Source organism: Microbacterium sp. SY138 (genome assembly GCF_039729145.1).
GTDB lineage: Bacteria > Actinomycetota > Actinomycetes > Actinomycetales > Microbacteriaceae > Microbacterium > Microbacterium maritypicum_A.
The window spans coordinates 69,281-85,073 of record NZ_CP155793.1 but is presented as its reverse complement, the minus strand read 5'-3'; the positions used below and the strand labels follow the sequence as shown (position 1 = coordinate 85,073).

13 protein-coding genes are annotated in these 15,793 nt (G+C 68.3%); 6 read left to right on the top strand and 7 right to left on the bottom strand.

The window, feature by feature from the left end; all coding sequences use genetic code 11:
• Positions 1 to 22: 22 nt before the first annotated feature.
• A complete protein-coding gene (gene argG / locus ABDC25_RS00430) occupies positions 23 to 1,468 on the top strand; it encodes an argininosuccinate synthase (RefSeq protein ID WP_021200085.1) in 1,446 nt (481 codons plus the stop codon).
• 71 nt (positions 1,469 to 1,539) lie between these two features.
• Here argG and ABDC25_RS00425 read toward each other — a convergent pair whose 3' ends face one another.
• Entirely contained in the window at positions 1,540 to 2,208 is a 669-nt protein-coding gene (locus ABDC25_RS00425) for a GntR family transcriptional regulator (RefSeq protein WP_347124242.1), read from the bottom strand.
• A 231-nt stretch (positions 2,209 to 2,439) separates the two neighbouring features.
• Between ABDC25_RS00425 and ABDC25_RS00420 the strand changes: the two genes are divergently transcribed.
• From ABDC25_RS00420 to ABDC25_RS00400, 5 genes are all read left to right on the top strand, one after another.
• The gene (locus ABDC25_RS00420; protein WP_347124240.1) at positions 2,440 to 3,093 is read left to right on the top strand and encodes a helix-turn-helix domain-containing protein; all 654 of its coding nucleotides are present in this window, start codon (positions 2,440 to 2,442) and stop codon (positions 3,091 to 3,093) included.
• Positions 3,090 to 3,794 carry a hypothetical protein gene (locus ABDC25_RS00415; protein ID WP_347124238.1) on the top strand — a complete coding sequence of 235 codons (705 nt, stop codon included), beginning with the start codon at positions 3,090 to 3,092 and terminating at the stop codon, positions 3,792 to 3,794. The genes ABDC25_RS00420 and ABDC25_RS00415 overlap by 4 nt, the downstream gene beginning before the upstream one ends.
• Positions 3,791 to 5,626, top strand: a complete 1,836-nt coding sequence (locus ABDC25_RS00410) for a YhgE/Pip family protein (protein WP_347124236.1) — start codon at positions 3,791 to 3,793, stop codon at positions 5,624 to 5,626. Before ABDC25_RS00415 ends, ABDC25_RS00410 begins: the two co-directional genes overlap by 4 nt.
• Before the next feature lie 137 nt (positions 5,627 to 5,763).
• Positions 5,764 to 8,421 carry a penicillin acylase family protein gene (locus ABDC25_RS00405; RefSeq protein WP_084487365.1) on the top strand — a complete coding sequence of 886 codons (2,658 nt, stop codon included), beginning with the start codon at positions 5,764 to 5,766 and terminating at the stop codon, positions 8,419 to 8,421.
• Positions 8,422 to 8,479: 58 nt separating this feature from the next.
• Positions 8,480 to 9,241 (top strand): alpha/beta hydrolase, encoded by a 762-nt coding sequence (locus ABDC25_RS00400; protein WP_021200079.1) that lies wholly within the window; start codon positions 8,480 to 8,482, stop codon positions 9,239 to 9,241.
• Positions 9,242 to 9,329: 88 nt separating this feature from the next.
• Here ABDC25_RS00400 and mnhG read toward each other — a convergent pair whose 3' ends face one another.
• Genes mnhG through ABDC25_RS00370 form a run of 6 tightly spaced genes read right to left on the bottom strand, consistent with a single transcriptional unit; the run spans position 9,330 to position 15,696 of the window.
• Complete coding sequence (gene mnhG, locus ABDC25_RS00395; RefSeq protein ID WP_021200078.1) at positions 9,330 to 9,719, bottom strand: monovalent cation/H(+) antiporter subunit G; 390 nt, start codon at positions 9,717 to 9,719, stop codon at positions 9,330 to 9,332.
• Positions 9,716 to 9,985, bottom strand: coding sequence for a monovalent cation/H+ antiporter complex subunit F (locus ABDC25_RS00390; RefSeq protein WP_021200077.1), 270 nt, complete (start codon positions 9,983 to 9,985; stop codon positions 9,716 to 9,718). Before ABDC25_RS00390 ends, mnhG begins: the two co-directional genes overlap by 4 nt.
• Entirely contained in the window at positions 9,982 to 10,572 is a 591-nt protein-coding gene (locus ABDC25_RS00385; protein ID WP_347124233.1) for a Na+/H+ antiporter subunit E, read from the bottom strand. The genes ABDC25_RS00390 and ABDC25_RS00385 overlap by 4 nt, the downstream gene beginning before the upstream one ends.
• The gene (locus ABDC25_RS00380; RefSeq protein ID WP_021200075.1) at positions 10,572 to 12,122 is read right to left on the bottom strand and encodes a Na+/H+ antiporter subunit D; all 1,551 of its coding nucleotides are present in this window, start codon (positions 12,120 to 12,122) and stop codon (positions 10,572 to 10,574) included. Before ABDC25_RS00380 ends, ABDC25_RS00385 begins: the two co-directional genes overlap by 1 nt.
• Positions 12,119 to 12,727 (bottom strand): Na(+)/H(+) antiporter subunit C, encoded by a 609-nt coding sequence (locus ABDC25_RS00375; protein ID WP_021200074.1) that lies wholly within the window; start codon positions 12,725 to 12,727, stop codon positions 12,119 to 12,121. The genes ABDC25_RS00380 and ABDC25_RS00375 overlap by 4 nt, the downstream gene beginning before the upstream one ends.
• On the bottom strand, positions 12,727 to 15,696 hold the full coding sequence (locus ABDC25_RS00370; RefSeq protein ID WP_347124231.1) for a Na+/H+ antiporter subunit A: 2,970 nt from the start codon (positions 15,694 to 15,696) through the stop codon (positions 12,727 to 12,729). The genes ABDC25_RS00375 and ABDC25_RS00370 overlap by 1 nt, the downstream gene beginning before the upstream one ends.
• Positions 15,697 to 15,793 lie beyond the last annotated feature (97 nt).

The window sequence follows — 15,793 nt, the reverse complement described above, 5'->3', positions numbered from 1 at the left end:
GCCCGCCGATAGACTGGGAAGCATGTCCAAGGTCCTCCAGTCCCTGCCCGTCGGCGAGCGCGTCGGCATCGCCTTCTCCGGAGGACTCGACACCTCCGTCGCCGTCGCGTGGATGCGCGAGAAGGGCGCGGTTCCCTTCACGTATACCGGCGACCTCGGCCAGTACGACGAAGACGACATCGCCTCGATCCCCGGCCGCGCGCTCGAGTACGGCGCCGAGGCCTCGCGCCTGATCGACTGCAAGACCGCCCTGGTCGAAGAGGGCTTCGTCGCCCTCTCCTGCGGCGCCTTCCACATCCGCTCCGGCGGCAAGACCTACTTCAACACGACGCCCCTCGGCCGCGCGGTCACCGGCACCATGCTGGTGCGCGCCATGAAGGAGGACGGCGTCGACATCTGGGGCGACGGCTCTACCTACAAGGGCAACGACATCGAGCGGTTCTACCGCTACGGCCTGCTCGCCAACCCGCGCCTGCGCATCTACAAGCCGTGGCTCGACGCCGACTTCGTCACCGAGCTGGGCGGCCGCAAGGAGATGAGCGACTGGCTCGTCGCCCGCGATTTCCCGTACCGTGACTCCGCCGAGAAGGCCTACTCGACCGACGCCAACATCTGGGGCGCGACGCACGAGGCCAAGACGCTCGAGCACCTCGACGTCTCGCTCGAGACCGTCGACCCGATCATGGGCGTGAAGTTCTGGGACCCGTCCGTCGCGATCGAGACCGAAGACGTCACCGTCACGTTCGAGGCCGGCCGCCCCGTCGCCATCAACGGTGTCGAGTACTCCGACCCGGTCGCCCTCGTCATGGAGGCGAACACGATCGGCGGTCGCCACGGCCTCGGCATGAGCGACCAGATCGAGAACCGCATCATCGAGGCGAAGTCGCGCGGCATCTACGAAGCTCCGGCCATGTCGCTGTTGTTCATCGCCTACGAGCGCCTGGTCAACGGCATCCTGAACGAAGACACCCTCGCGACCTACCACGAACAGGGTCGCCGCCTCGGCCGTCTGATGTACGAGGGCCGCTGGCTCGAGCCGCAGTCGCTCATGCTGCGCGAGTCGATCCAGCGCTGGGTCGGGCTCACCATCTCGGGCACGGTCACGATCCGCCTGCGCCGCGGCGACGACTGGACGATCCTCGACACCGTCTCGCCGAACCTCTCCTACGGCCCCGAGAAGCTGTCGATGGAGCGCGTCGGCGATGCGGCCTTCGGCCCGGTCGACCGCATCGGCCAGCTCACCATGCGCAACCTCGACATCGCCGACTCCCGCGCACGCCTCGAGCAGTACGCGGGTCTCGGTCTCGTGGGCGGTGCGACCGGCGAGCTCGTCGGCCGCGTCACCGCCGGCGAGTCGAGCGAGATCACCGAGTCCGTCCACGGGTCGATCTCCGAAGCCGACGAGACACTGGCCGACGCCGTCGACTCGGCGTCCGAAGGCGCGGCCTTCGACTCCGGCACGGACTGACATATCGACCGACACCGATGCGCCGGCACCCTCGGATGTCGGCGCATCGTGTATTCGGTCCCCGTCCTGCCTCAGCGGTCTCCGACCTCCGTCCGGTCGATGATGCCGGGAAGCACCTCGTCGGACAGGGTCACGAGGGCCGCGCGCACCTGCGTCGCATCTCGGCAGACGATGGCGTCCCTGATCTCGAGGGTGGATCGCTCGCTCGCGGCCCAATCGAACCAGCCGGCGGCATGCTGCGTGAAGCGCCGGATCTGCGGCCCGAGCAGCTCGATCACGGACGCCCGCGTGGCATTGCCCTCGAGACGAGCGAAGCCGATGGCGATGGCACGCAGAGCCACGCCGTAGGCCAGGACGTCGCGCTCGACCGCCGCGTCGGACATGTCCTCCGTCAGGTCGACGAGGTAGCTGACGTCATCCTGTCGGACGAGCGGCATCGCATGCCGCACCGATCCGATCCAGATGTCGCCGAACAGCGCGATCGCGTCGCGGATCCGGTCCAGGTCGAGCGGCGCCACGCGCGTGAAGCGATTTCGCTGCATCTCGACGAGACCCTGCTCGGCCAGTCGCGCCAGCGCATGACGCACGGGCGTCTTGGAGGTGCCCAGATCTTCCGCCAGCTCGGTGTCGCGAAGGCGTTCCCCCGGTCGCAACTCACCGTCCACGATCGCATCTCGCAACCGCCGATAGACGTCCTCGCTCATCGTCCTGCGCTCGAGCGCCACATCGATGCCTGCCAAATCACACCCTCCCTCGACCACAGCGGGTCCCCCACCACTCGAAACGGTCGGCACGCGCGAACCGAACAACCCCCGTGTCCGGAACCGGTGCGATCCCCCGTGCGCGCCAGCGCGCAACGCGTAACATAACACAGCAGTCCTCGATCAGCGCTGTACGCCTGCCTGGGCGCTCTCCACGAATCCGCACGCCATACCTTGCACATTCATGTGCATGATCCCTATCGTGAACTCATGACCACCCGTGCACCTCGTCGCGACGCCGTCGAGAATCGCGCCGGCATCCTCTCCGCCGCCCGCGCGACCCTGGCGCTGCACCCGCACGCCTCCGTCGACGTCATCGCGCGCAGCGCCGGGCTCTCGCGACGCACCCTGTACGGACACTTCGACGATCGCGACGCCCTCATCCGCGAACTCATCTCCAGCGGCGCGCAGCGGTTCAACGCCATCGCCGCCTCGATCGACGACACCGACGCCCGCCTCGCCCTCGCCCGCCTCGCCGCCCACCTCTGGCACGAAGCCGCGCACGTGCAGGTGGCCGCCGCCCTCGCCCTCGATGAGACGCACGTCGAACACACCGCCACCGCGCTCGCTCCCCTGCGCCGCACTGTGGCAGCGCTCGTGCGCCGGGGACAGGACGACGGCAGCTTCCGCACCGACCTCGCCGCCCCCACCCTCGCTCGCCTCATCGAAGAGATGGCGCGCACGGTCATCTCCCGCACGGATGCGGCCAGCTCGGGGGCCGCCGACCTCGCCGTGCGGACGGTGCTGAGCATCGCCGGACTCTCCTGGCGCGAAGCGGACGACCTGCTCGCATCGCACCCCGACCTCGCCACATCCGCGGCAGCCCCGACGGAACCCCCGAACACCCCGGAGGACCGGGCATGAGAATCTCTCTGCACGACGTGAGCAAGGGCCGCAACGGCCAAGCACTCCCGGCGATCTCGCTCGAGTTCCACACCGGCTCGGTGCGCTTCGCCCTGGCCGAGACGGAGCAGCGACCGACGGTGCTCGGACTCATCGCGAGCGGTCGCATGCGCCCCGACACCGGCCACGTGAGCATCGACGCCGCCGACGATCCGAAGGCACTGCGTCGTCGCGTGGCTCTGGTCGACGCCCCCGCCGTCAGCGACCCGCACCCCGACGTCGCCCTCGTCGGTGTCGTGGAGGAAGAGCTCATGTTCGCCGGACTCGGCGCCACTCCGCTGCACGCACGACGCTGGCTCGCGCGGCTCGGCTACACCGAGCTGGCCGGCGTGCCGTTCGGCTCCATCGATCCCGCCGCACGCGTGCGCATCCTGTGTGAACTCGCGGTGCTCCGATCCGGGGTCGAGGGCATCGTGCTCGTGTCGCCCGACCGCCACGGAGGAAGCCCCGACGGCTGGTGGCGCATCGCGGGCGAATTCGCGGACCGCGGCTACGCGATGCTCGTGATCATCGGAGGCTCGGCAGCCATCGCCCTGGAGCGGATGCAGGAGTTCGACGCGATCAACGCCTCCGGGCCTGTCGAACCGCTCGCGATCGACGAGCCCGCGTCTCCCGCCGCCGACGAGACACCCGCCACGAGTGAGAACGGAGATGCGCGATGAAGGTTCCCGCCATGATCGCCGCCGAGCTGCGGCGACTCACCGCGAGCCGTATGGGCATCATCGCCCTGGTCGCGTTGATCTGCGTCCCGATCCTCTACGGCGGTCTCTACCTCTGGGCGAACCAGGATCCGTACGCGAAGTTCCCCGAGGTCCCTGTCGCGCTCGTGGTCGACGACGAAGGCGCCCCCGCGCCCACCACCGGCACCGAACCCGCGACCGGTGAGACCGTGAACTACGGCGAGGACGTGGCCGAGAACCTCATCAAGGGCAACGCCTTCGACTGGCAGCTGATGTCGGCCGACGAAGCCTCCGAAGCCCTGAAACACGGCACTGTGGACTTCACCGTGACGATCCCGGCCGACTTCTCCTCCGCCCTCACCTCAGCCGCGGGAAGCGACCCGCACCAGGCGCGCATCGACCTCGAGACCAACGACGCGAACAACTACCTCGCTTCATCGATGGGCACGCAGGCCGTGGAGAAGATCCGCAGCTCGGTCGCCCAGATGGTCGGCAGCCAGGCCGCAGAGCGCCTGCTCACCGGCCTCAGCGACGTGCGCGACAAGCTGATCACGGCGACGGACGGCGCCACGCAGCTCACCGACGGCGCCGGCACCGCCGCTTCCGGCAGCTCCACGCTCGCCGAAGGCACCGCGAAGCTCGCCGACGGAACGGCGCAACTGGCCACGGGGGCGCAGAGCCTCGCGAACGGCGCGCAACAGGTGAGCGCGGGCAACCGTCAGCTCGCCGATGTCGCCGACCGGGCAGGAGCCGCGGTGCAGCAGGCCGCGAACGCCCTGCCGCAGGTGCGCACCGACATCGCGAACGCCCTGACGCAGCAGGGCCTCACGCCCGACGAGATCGACCAGGTGCTCGCCACGCTCGATCCGCTCGGCGCTCGCCTGCAGGAGGGGAACACTCAGGTGCAGGCCGCGGTCGGCAAGGTCGACCAGCTCGCCGCCGGTGCCGCCTCCCTCGCCTCGGGCGCCTCGGAACTCGCCACCGGTGCCGGCGCGGTCGCCACGGGTGCCTCCGCCGCGAACGACGGTGCCTCTCAGTTGCGCGACGGACTCGCCACGCTCGCCTCCGGCACGGCCGAGCTGCGCGACGGACTGTCCCAGGGCGTCGACGCGATTCCCGCCTCCACCCCCGACCTGCGCTCGCTTCAGGCCGACACGATCGCCGACCCGGTCAAGGTGTCGAGCGACAAGGTCGCCTCCGCCGAGGACTACGGTGCCGGACTCGCCCCCTTCTTCGCCGCGCTCTCCGCCTGGATCGGCATCTACGCCCTCTTCCTGATCGTGAAGCCCATCTCCCGGCGCGCCATCACCGCACTGCACTCCCCCATCCGCATCACGCTGGCCGGCTGGCTGACCCCGGCGATGCTCGGTGCCGTGCAGATGCTCGGGTTGATGGGCATCCTCGCCATCACGCTCGGCTTCACCTTCGACCATCCGCTCGGCACGCTCGGCATCATGGTCTTCGCGTCGGCGACCTTCGCGGCGATCATCCTCGCCCTGAACGTCTGGCTCGGATCGGTCGGGCAGTTCCTCGGCCTGGTTCTTATGGTGCTGCAACTGGTCACCGCGGGCGGCACGTTCCCGTGGCAGACGCTGCCCGCTCCCCTCGCCGCCCTGCATCACGTGCTGCCGCTGGGTTACGTCGTCGATGCGATGCGACAGCTGATGTACGGCGGCGACTTCGCGCGTGCCGGCGGGGATCTGGCCGTGCTCGGCGTGTGGCTCGTCGGCGCGCTGCTGTTCGCGATGATCGGGGTGACGCGGATGACACATCGGCGCACCCTGCGCGATCTGCAGCCGAGCCTGATCGGATGATCGACCCGGTGCTCGTCGTGGAACGCCTCGTGGCGAGCGCCGGTGCGGATATGATGCGAAGGCGCGGCCCTGAAACGCGCGCTGGGGCTCGGTGGAACTGAGTTCCACCTTTCTACCCGAAAGTGTTCTCGACGATGATGACCGATTCGCAGGAGTCCGCTGCCCCTTCCCGCCTCCCGCTGGGCGTTCGCATCGGGCGCATCGCGTTCCTCGTCGTGGCCGCCGTCGTGGTGATCGCCGTGGCTGCGGCGTTCTTCGTGACCTGGACCATCCAGCGTTCCTTCCCGCAGACCGAGGGATCGATCGAGCTCGACGGGCTCGCGGCCGCGGTCACCGTGCAGCGCGACGACCGCGGTATCCCGACGATCACCGCCGACTCGACCGACGACCTGTTCTACGCGCAGGGCTTCGTGCACGCGCAGGACCGGTTCTTCGAGATGGACTTCCGCCGCCATGTGACCGCCGGCCGCGTCGCCGAGATGTTCGGGGAGTCGCAGGCCGGCACCGACGCCTTCCTCCGCACGCTCGGATGGCGCACGGTCGCGGAGGCCGAGGTCGAGGCGATGGACGACACCACGCGCGGCTACTACGAGGCCTATGCGGATGGCGTGAACGCCTACCTGGCTTCGCGCTCCGGCGCCGAACTGTCGCTCGAGTACGCCGTGATCGGACTGCAGAACCCCGACTACGCTCCCGAGCCGTGGGAACCCGCGGATTCCGTCGCCTGGCTCAAGGCCATGGCCTGGGACCTGCGCGGCAACATCGAGGACGAGACCGAACGCTCGCTGCTGGCCGCAGAGCTGAGCACAGGCGCGGACGGGGCAGAGGACGCGGCCACCGGTGACCTGCTGGCGAAGCTCTATCCCGACTACCCGTTCGACGAGAACCCCGTGATCGTGCCCAAGATCTCGACCGTTCCCGCACTCGGCACCGATGCGGAGCCTGCGGCCTACACCACCTCCGAGACCGACGGCGAGGCGCAGCAGGCATCGACGACCGTCGAATGGGAGGAGACCTCGAGCGTGATCGAAGCGGCGAGTGTGCTGGTCGGCGATGTCGGCGAGGGCATCGGCTCGAACTCCTGGGTCGTCTCCGGAGACCTCACCGAAACCGGGATGCCCCTGCTCGCGAACGATCCGCACCTCGGGGCCTCGCTGCCCTCGGTCTGGTACCAGGTGCAGTTGAAGTGCTCGACGGTGAGCGAGGAGTGCCCGTTCGACGTGGGAGGCTTCTCGTTCTCCGGCCTTCCCGGCATCGTCATCGGCCACAACCAGAAGGTCGCCTGGGGGTTCACGAACCTCACCACCGATGTCACCGACCTGTACATCGAGCGCGTCGAGGGCGACCAGTACTGGCGCGACGGAGCACTGGTGCCTCTCGAGGAGAGCACCGAGACGATCAAGGTCGCGGGCGGCGACGACATCGAGCTGACCATCCGCTCGACCGTCCACGGGCCCCTCATCTCCGGACTCACCGACGACTTCACGGCGATCGCGGGGGCCCCGGAACCCGCCCTCGGCGCCGAAGCCATCGCTCCGACGCCCGCACCCCCCGGTTCCGACGATGCCGAGTACGCCGTGAGTCTGCGGTGGACCGCGCTCGATCCCGGTACGGCGGCGACGGCCATCTTCGCGCTCTCCACCGCGCAGGACTTCGACGACTTCCGCTACGCGGCCTCGCTCTTCGACGTGCCGGCACAGAACCTCATCTACGCCGACACCGAGGGCAACATCGGCTACCAGACCCCGGGCCGTCTTCCGATCCGCGGCGCGGGCGACGGATGGATGCCGCAGCCCGGGTGGGACAGCAGCTACGACTGGACGGGGTTCATCCCGTTCGAGGAGCTGCCGGTCTCGTACAACCCGGCCTCGGGATACATCGTGACCGCGAACAACGCGATCGTCACCGACGACTACGCCTACTTCCTCTCCCGCGACTGGGACTACGGCTACCGCGCCGCCCGGATCGCACACCTCATCGAGCGACGCGCGGCCGTCGCACCGCTGACCGCCGACGACATGCGCGAGATCCAGATGGACAACGAGATGTGGATCGGCACCCAGCTGGCGACCGCCATGGCCGACGTCGACGTGTCCGGTGCAGGCCCGACCGGGGCCGTGGAACTGCTGCAGGGGTGGGACGGGCAGAACTCCGCATCGTCGGCGGCTGCGGCCTACGCGAACGTGCTGTGGTCGAACCTGGTGCAGAACATCTTCGCCGAGCGCGCTCAGCCGCTCCCCATCGACGGCCAAGGTCGGCTCTTCACCGTCGTCTCCGACATGCTGGCCGATCCTTCCGACCCGCTCTGGGTCAACGCGCAGATCGACGTCGACGGGATGGAGCAGATGCTGGCACTGTCGGCGGAAGAGGCCTACGACGAGCTCGCGGCTCTGCAGGGCACGACCGTCTCACGCTGGAACTGGGGCGACCTGCACGCGATCACCCTCACCAGCGAGACACTCGGCTCCTCGGGCATCGCGCCGATCGAAGCACTCTTCAACCGTGGACCTTTCCCGGTCAGCGGAGGGGCCTCGGTGGTGAACGCGACCGGATGGGAGCTCGGGGTCTCGTACGCCACCACGACCGTGCCGTCGATGCGCATGGTCGTCGACCTCTCCGACTTCGACGCCTCGACCTGGAATCATCTCACCGGCGCCTCGGGTCACGCGTACAACGAGCACTACACGGATCAGACGGCGGACTGGGCAGCGGGCATCCAGAAGCCGTGGGCGTACTCGACGAAGGCCGTGAAGGCAGCGGCCGTCAACACCCTGGTGCTCACCCCGGCCGGCTGAACGACGGCTCTCGGGGCATCTGAAGCAGCGCCCCAGGATGCTCGGCTAGCGTTGACGGGTGCCATCCGCCTATCTCGCCCCCAAGGGCACCCCCGTCACGCTCCTGGAGTTCGAGCATGCAGGTGCGACCCTCATCGCCGAGACGTTCGGTGAGGGCCCGCACACGTATCTGCTCCTGCACGGCATCGGCATGGGGCGGAGCGTCTATCTCGATATCGTGCAACGTCTCGAGGGAAGGGTCATCGCCCTCGATCTGCCCGGATTCGGCGAGGCGCCCGAGCCCACCCGCACGCTCACCATGGAACGGCATGCCGACCTCGTCGCGGCCTACCTGCAGCACGTCGACTCGGGCCCCGTCGTCGTGATCGGGCACTCGATGGGCAGTCAGATCGCCGCCGAGCTCGCCGCGCGGCATCCGTCCCTCGTCGAGGGAGTGGTGCTCGCCGGCCCCACCGTGAACAAGGCCGCGCGCAACATCGGCGCGCAGGCGCGGTATCTGCTCACCGACCTCATCGGCGAACGCCCCCTGGTCATCTGGCGCGGGGCCCGGGAGTACCTCCGCGGCGGCCCCCACCTGTTCCGGAAGATGCGTGCGACCATCGTGCACGAGCCCGAAGACGCCTTCGTGCGCATCCAGTGCCCCGTGCTCGTGCTGCGCGGGGAGAGCGATCCGCTGGCTCCGATGAGCTGGTGCCGCGAGATCATCGACGCCATCCCCGGCGCCGACCTCGAAGTCATCCCCGACCACGGTCACGGCACGCTGATCAGCGACTCCGAACCCGCGGCGCGCCTGATCCACGAGTTCACCGCTCGCCTCTGACGCCCCGGGCCCTCCTCATGAGCGGCCCACGGGATCAGGCGTGCCGGCATCGAGCGCCCGGCGCAGCCGGCAGGATCAGAGCTCGATGTCAGCCCGCAGCGGGCGGGGTCTGCTTCGACTCGGAGAGCTCGTCGACGACGAGGCCGCGCTGCTCGATGGTGCCGTTGCGATACGCCTGCCGTCCGACCATGTGCGCCGAGAGCGGAGCGGTGGCGAACTGCATGAGCACGACCGGGGCGACCAGCACGAACCCGATCAGGATGCCGCCGACCGACCGCTGCGACAGCGCGATCGCGATGCAGATGAGCAGCAGTCCGAGCACCTGAGGCTTGGTCGCCGCGTGCAGACGCGACGGCACATCGCGGAAGTGCAGCAGTCCGACCGCCGCCGACAGGCACAGCAGCGCTCCGAGCAGGATGAGCACCAGGACCGCCACGTCGATGACGGCATCCGGGATCATGAGACCGAACACGTTCATGGTGTCGTATTGTCCCTTCTCGCGACGAACCGGGCGACGGCGATCGATCCGAACACTCCGATCGCCGCGATGATCAAGAGCACGGGGATGTTTCGAGTGTGACCGTTGATCGCCATCTCGGCGCCGATCACGCACATCACCTCGGTGAGCAGCACGTCGGAGGCGACGGCGCGGTCGAGGATCGACGGTCCGCGCACGATGCGGATCAGCGCGAGCACAGCGGCGATGCCGAACACCACCATGATCAGCAGCAGGAGGATGTTCATCGGGCACCGCCCTTCATCGTTCCGAGTCCCACGCGCTCGTCGGCCTTGAGGGCACGATACTGATCGGGGTCGCCGAGCGCACGCACCACGCGTCGCTCCCACCGGAGCACGCCGGCGCGCTGCTTCTCCACGTCGTCGAGATTTCGGACCCCGATCACGTGCAGGTACAGGATCCGCCGGTCGCGGTCGGTCTCCACGACGAGAGACCCGGGGATCAGCGACGACACGACGGCGACGTGCGTCATCACCAGGTCGTCGGCGTACCGCAGCGGCACCGCGATGATGGCCGTGCCGGGCTGGCGACGGAAGTCGAACACCTGCACCGTGACCGAGAGAGCACCGCTCAGCACCGCGAACAGGAATTGCACCACGAACAGTGCGGCGTACCAGAGGTTGACGCGGCCGGAGAGCGCGACGGTCGGCAGGCGGAACACGCGGGTGACGAAGATCGCGACGACGAGTCCGGTGAGGAACGACAGCACCGTGAACTGCGCCCACAGCAGCATCCAGAGCACCACGAGCCAGGCGAGGAAGGGCAGCTGCACGCGAATGTCGCGCCAGAGGTGACGTCGGGTGTCGCGCGCCATCAGCCCACCTCCTCTTCCAGTTGCACGAGGCTCACCGGCTGCAGCAGTGCGGCGCCGATGCGGTCGCAGAGGGCGTAGAGAGGACCAGCGAAGATCGTCAACGCGAGCGTGACCGCGACCATGCCGCCGGTCGCCACGGTCATGATCTTCGGGATGCGACGGCGCTCCTGCTGCTCATCGGCCGCCGGCGCGTTGCCGAGGTACGAGATGCGTCCCTCGGTCTCGGTGGAGTCCTCCTCTTCGCGCCAGAAGGCGAGGTTCCAGGCGCGCATCAGGGCGTAGAGGGTCAGCAGCGACGTGACGATGCCGCCGAAGATCAGCACGATCATGATCGGTGTACCGACCGAAGCCGCCGCCTCGAAGAGGGCGAACTTGCCGATGAAGCCGGAGAAGGGCGGCAGTCCGCCGAGGTTGATCGCGGGGACGAAGTAGAGGACGGCGATCAGGGGGGCGACCTTCAGCAGCCCCTTGACCCGCAGGATCGAGGTGCTTCCGGCTCGACGTTCCACGAGCCCGACGGCGAGGAACAGGGTGGTCTGCACGACGATGTGGTGCACGATGTAGTACACCGTGGCGCCGATCGCGGCGGGGGTCGCTATCGCGAGGCCGAAGATCATGTAGCCGACGTGGCTGACCAGTGTGAACGACAGGATTCGCTTGAGCTCGGCCTGTGCGACGGCACCGAGCACTCCGACGATCATGGTCGCGAGCGCGATGATCAAGAGCAGCGTGTCGATGCTGTTCGAGGCGAAGAGCTGGGTCTCGGTGCGGATCAGCGCGTACACGCCGACCTTCGTGAGCAGGCCGGCGAACACGGCGGTGACCGGGGCCGGTGCGGTCGGGTACGAGTCCGGCAGCCAGAACGACACCGGGAAGATGGCGGCCTTGATGCCGAAGGCGACCACGAGCATCAGGTGCAGCACCAGCTGCGTCTCCTGCGGGAGCTCCGACATGCGCTCGGCGATCTGGGCCATGTTGACCGTGCCGAGTGCGCCGTAGATCATCGCGATCGACGCGAGGAACAGGATCGACGAGACCAGCGACACCACGATGTAGACCGCGCCGGTACGGATGCGGGACTCGGTGCTGCCGAGAGTGATCAACACGTACGACGCGACGAGCAGGATCTCGAAGCCGACGTAGAGGTTGAACAGGTCGCCCGCGATGAAGGCGTTGAAGATGCCGGCCGCGAGGATCAGGTACGACGGGTTGAAGATCGAGATCGGCGTCTCGTCGGTGCCGTCTGCGGCACCCTGGCCGATGGAGAAGAGCAGGACCGCGAGCAGCACGATGCTGGAGATGAGCACGAGGAGGGCGGCGAGCCTGTCGACGTAGAGCACGATGCCGAACGGCACGGGCCAGCCGCCGACCGACACCGCCAGCGGAGCACCGGAATCGACCACGACCAGGAGCACGGCGGCGATGACCGAGACCGCGGCCAGAGTGGCCACCGTGACGACGACCTGCAGGCGCGCATTGCGACCGAAGACGAGGGTGACCGCGGCGCCCAGCAGAGGCAGTGCGACGAGGAGCGGGACGAGGGCGGTCATGGCTTGCCCTCCTCGTTCTCGTCGCGGTCATGGGGTTGGTCTGGGCGCGGTTCACGGCCCTCGTCGGAGGGTTCTGACGGTTCGGAGGGCTCGCTCCCCCACCCGGTCGGGGCGTCGAACGGAGCATCGTCGTGGATCGAGGGATGATCGCGCATGTGCAGCACCGTGATCGGCGCGGTCTGCACGCCGACGAAGTCGGTGGTCGCCTCGTCGTCGTCGGTCTCGGACTCGTCGTCCATGAGGTCTTCGTCGGCATCTGTGCGCTCGCGGAGCGCGATGTCGGCCTCGTCGTCCTCGACCGTGTCGGCCTGACCCAGTTGCCAGGAGCGGTAGATCAGGGCGAGCAGGAAAGCCGAGACCGCGAACGTGATGACGATGGCGGTGAGGGTGAGCGCCTGCGGGAGCGGGTCGCTCATCTCCCCTTCCGTCCCGAAGAACGGCGCGTTGCCGGGAACGCCCATCACGATCAGGAGCAGCAGGTTCGTGGCGTTGCCGAGCAGCAGGAAGCCGATCAGTACACGGGTCAGGCTGCGCTCCAGCATCGCGTACACGCCGCACGCGAAGAGGATGGCCATGATGACGATCAGGGTGAGGGAGACGTCCATCAGCTGCTCCTCCCGCCCCGGGAGAGGAATCCTTCAGGACCCGGTGTGGTGCGCAGCGCCGCCTGACGGTCGACCTCGGCGCCCACGCTGCGCAGCACGTCGAGGACGAGCCCGATCACGACGAGGTACACGCCGATGTCGAAGATGGTCGAGGTGACGAACTCCATGTGTCCGATGCCGGGGATCTCCCACTCCCAGAAGGTGCTGGTCAGGGGCGCGAGACCGAAGAACAGGGGAACGACCGCCGTGCCGACGGCGAGGATCAGGCCGGTGCCGAGCAGTCGTCCCGCATCCGTGGGGGCCGCGGCGCCCAGCTCCCAGCGTCCGCCGGCGATGTAGCGCATCACGAGTGCCATGCCCGCGACGAGACCGCCGGCGAAGCCGCCGCCCGGCAGATTGTGGCCGGAGAACAGCAGGAAGATCGACACCACGATGATGGTGTGGAACAGGATGCGGACGATCACCTCGAGCAGGATCGACCTGTTCTCGGGCTTCATCTTCTGACCGCCGACGAGCCACGCCCGCGGGCTGCTCTCGTTCTCCGAGGTCTGGAATCGGATGCCCTCGGTCGTCTCGACGAGCGGGCGGCTGCGTGCGGCCTTGCGCGTCGCCCGGGGGAGATTCTTGGTGGCGGCGAGCAGGTCGGCGCGGTGCGTGACGAACACCAGGGAGGCCACACCGGTCGCGGCGAGCACGAGCACCGAGAGCTCGCCCATGGTGTCCCAGCCGCGCAGGTCGACCAGCGCCACATTGACGACGTTCTTGCCGTGTCCGATCTCGTACGCGAGCTTCGGGAACGCCTCCGAGATCGGGTCGGCGATGCGCGACTGGGTGGCGACGACGGCGACGAAGGCCATCGTGACGCCCACGCCGATCGCCAGCAGCGCGCGGGGGATGCGCCCGACCGAGGCGTTGTGCTCGCCCATCCGCGCGGGGAGGCGACGGAGTACCAGCGCGAACGTGACCATCGTGACCGTCTCGACCAGGATCTGCGTCAGCGCGAGGTCGGGTGCACCGCTCGTCGCGAACAGCACGACCATGCCGAGTCCGGTGACCGAGACGAGCACCACGCCGGTGTAGCGCTTCTGCGCACGGACGGCGAAGATGCCGGCGATCGCCATGATCGGCGCGACCACGATCTGCGCCGGGGTGTGCCAGAGGGACAGGTTGTACCGATCGATGTCGCTCGCGATGAGGGCCGTGACCTCGGCGGCGACGAACACCACGAAGATGGTGCCGACGTACACCGGCAGCGAGCCCCGCTGGGTGAGCGTGGTGCTGAGCACCGAGAGCCGGTCGACGCCGCGCATGACGAAGTAGTAGACGTCGGCCGCGGTGAATCGCAGGATACGCGGCTTGCGATCCCATCCGGTCCTGCGGGTGACCAGGAACAGCCCGATGCCGAGCAGGATCGACAGGATCGAGATGCCCAGTGCAGGCTCGAAGCCGTGCCACAGCGCGAGATGGCCGGGGCCCTCGACGGCTTCGCCCGCATGGTCGAGCCCCGGGGTCGCGGTGAGGGCGTACCCCTGCAGAGCCGTGTCGAGAGCGGGGGCGCCGATCCCCGCCGCGAGCGTGACGCCGGCGAGGATGATCGGGGCCGAGAGGAAGCCGACCGGCGGGTCGGGCCAGGCTGTGTCGGGGAGTTGCTGGCCCTGCTCATCGCGCTTCTTCCAGAACGCGCCCCAGAGGAAACGCACCCCATATGCCGCAGTCAGCATGGATCCGAGGACGATACCGATGAGGGCGACGAGTCCCCACGGGGATCCGCCTTGTGCGTCGTCGAGGAGGGCGGTGAGCGTGGATTCCTTGGCGACGAAGCCGATGGTCGGCGCTATGCCCGCCATCGATGCCACGGAGATGAATGCCGCGGTCGCCATGACGGGTGCCTGCCGACCGACGCCGGAGAGCTCGTTGATGTCTCGGGTGGACAGTTGACGGTCGATGACGCCGACGATCAGGAAGAGCGCCGACTTGAACAGCGCGTGGCCGATGACCAGGGCGAGACCGGCGAGCGCCGCCGCCTGCGTGCCGTAGCCGACGACGATCGCGAAGAAGCCGAGCTGGCTGACCGTGCCGAAGGCGAGAATGCGCTTGAGGTCGGTCTCACGCAACGCCTGGATGCCCCCGAGCAGCATCGTGATGATGCCCAGGGTGATGACGATCGGCCGCCAGGTGGTGCTGAACGCGAAGATCGGCGCGAACCGGGCGATCAGATAGATGCCGGCCTTCACCATCGCGGCGGCGTGCAGATACGCGCTCACCGGCGTGGGCGCGGCCATCGCACCGGGGAGCCAGAAGTGGAAGGGGAACAGTGCCGACTTGCTGATCGCCCCGATCAGGAGCATGACGATCGCAGCATCGACGAGAGGTCCGCTGGGCGCGATGACGAGGATCTCGCGGATGCTCGAGGTGCCGGTGTCGACCACGAGCAGCACGACGCCCACGAACATCACGAGGCCACCGAGCGTCGTCACCAGCAGAGCCTGCAGCGCCGCACGACGGCTGGCGGCACGGCGGCGGTAGTGACCGATGAGGAGGTACGAGAGGATGCTCGTGACTTCCCAGAACATGACGAGGATCACGAGGTCATCGGTCAGGACCAGTCCGTACATCGCGCCCGCGAAGCCCAACAGCACGCCGGCGAACTGTCCGACGCCCGCCGAGTCCTCGTAGAAGTACCAACGGCAGTAGAGGAGAACCAGTGCCCCGACGCCCGTGACGATCAGGGTGAGCACCCAGCCGAGCACGTCCATGTTCATGGAGAGGTTCAGACCCAGTTGGGGGATCCACTCGACCGACTCGAACGGTACCGGCCCGTCGAGCACCTGCGGCGTCATGACGAGTGCATGCACGAAGGCGGCGGCCGGGACGAGGGCGGCGATGGCGAAAGCCTGAGCTCCGAGCCAGCGCACCAGAACGGGCATCAACAGCGACCCGAGGAGGAACACAGCGAGGAGCATCAGCATATACGCGGCTCCCTCAGGGCTCGTCGGCCATTTCGGCACAGGCGGGCGGGTGTCAGACCAGTTTACCGGCGCGAGAGGTTCCTGCGGTCCACGTTTG

What these genes read in the sequence shown, in the direction of transcription:
- argG (WP_021200085.1), top strand. Translation starts at nt 23, where the DNA reads ATGTCCAAGGTCCTCCAGTCCCTGCCCGTCGGCGAGCGCGTCGGCATC.
- ABDC25_RS00420 (WP_347124240.1), top strand. Translation starts at nt 2,440, where the DNA reads ATGACCACCCGTGCACCTCGTCGCGACGCCGTCGAGAATCGCGCCGGC.
- ABDC25_RS00415 (WP_347124238.1), top strand. Translation starts at nt 3,090, where the DNA reads ATGAGAATCTCTCTGCACGACGTGAGCAAGGGCCGCAACGGCCAAGCA.
- ABDC25_RS00410 (WP_347124236.1), top strand. Translation starts at nt 3,791, where the DNA reads ATGAAGGTTCCCGCCATGATCGCCGCCGAGCTGCGGCGACTCACCGCG.
- ABDC25_RS00405 (WP_084487365.1), top strand. Translation starts at nt 5,764, where the DNA reads ATGACCGATTCGCAGGAGTCCGCTGCCCCTTCCCGCCTCCCGCTGGGC.
- mnhG (WP_021200078.1), bottom strand. Translation starts at nt 9,719, where the DNA reads ATGAACGTGTTCGGTCTCATGATCCCGGATGCCGTCATCGACGTGGCG.
- ABDC25_RS00390 (WP_021200077.1), bottom strand. Translation starts at nt 9,985, where the DNA reads ATGAACATCCTCCTGCTGCTGATCATGGTGGTGTTCGGCATCGCCGCT.
- ABDC25_RS00385 (WP_347124233.1), bottom strand. Translation starts at nt 10,572, where the DNA reads ATGGCGCGCGACACCCGACGTCACCTCTGGCGCGACATTCGCGTGCAG.
- ABDC25_RS00380 (WP_021200075.1), bottom strand. Translation starts at nt 12,122, where the DNA reads ATGACCGCCCTCGTCCCGCTCCTCGTCGCACTGCCTCTGCTGGGCGCC.
- ABDC25_RS00375 (WP_021200074.1), bottom strand. Translation starts at nt 12,727, where the DNA reads ATGGACGTCTCCCTCACCCTGATCGTCATCATGGCCATCCTCTTCGCG.
- ABDC25_RS00370 (WP_347124231.1), bottom strand. Translation starts at nt 15,696, where the DNA reads ATGCTGATGCTCCTCGCTGTGTTCCTCCTCGGGTCGCTGTTGATGCCC.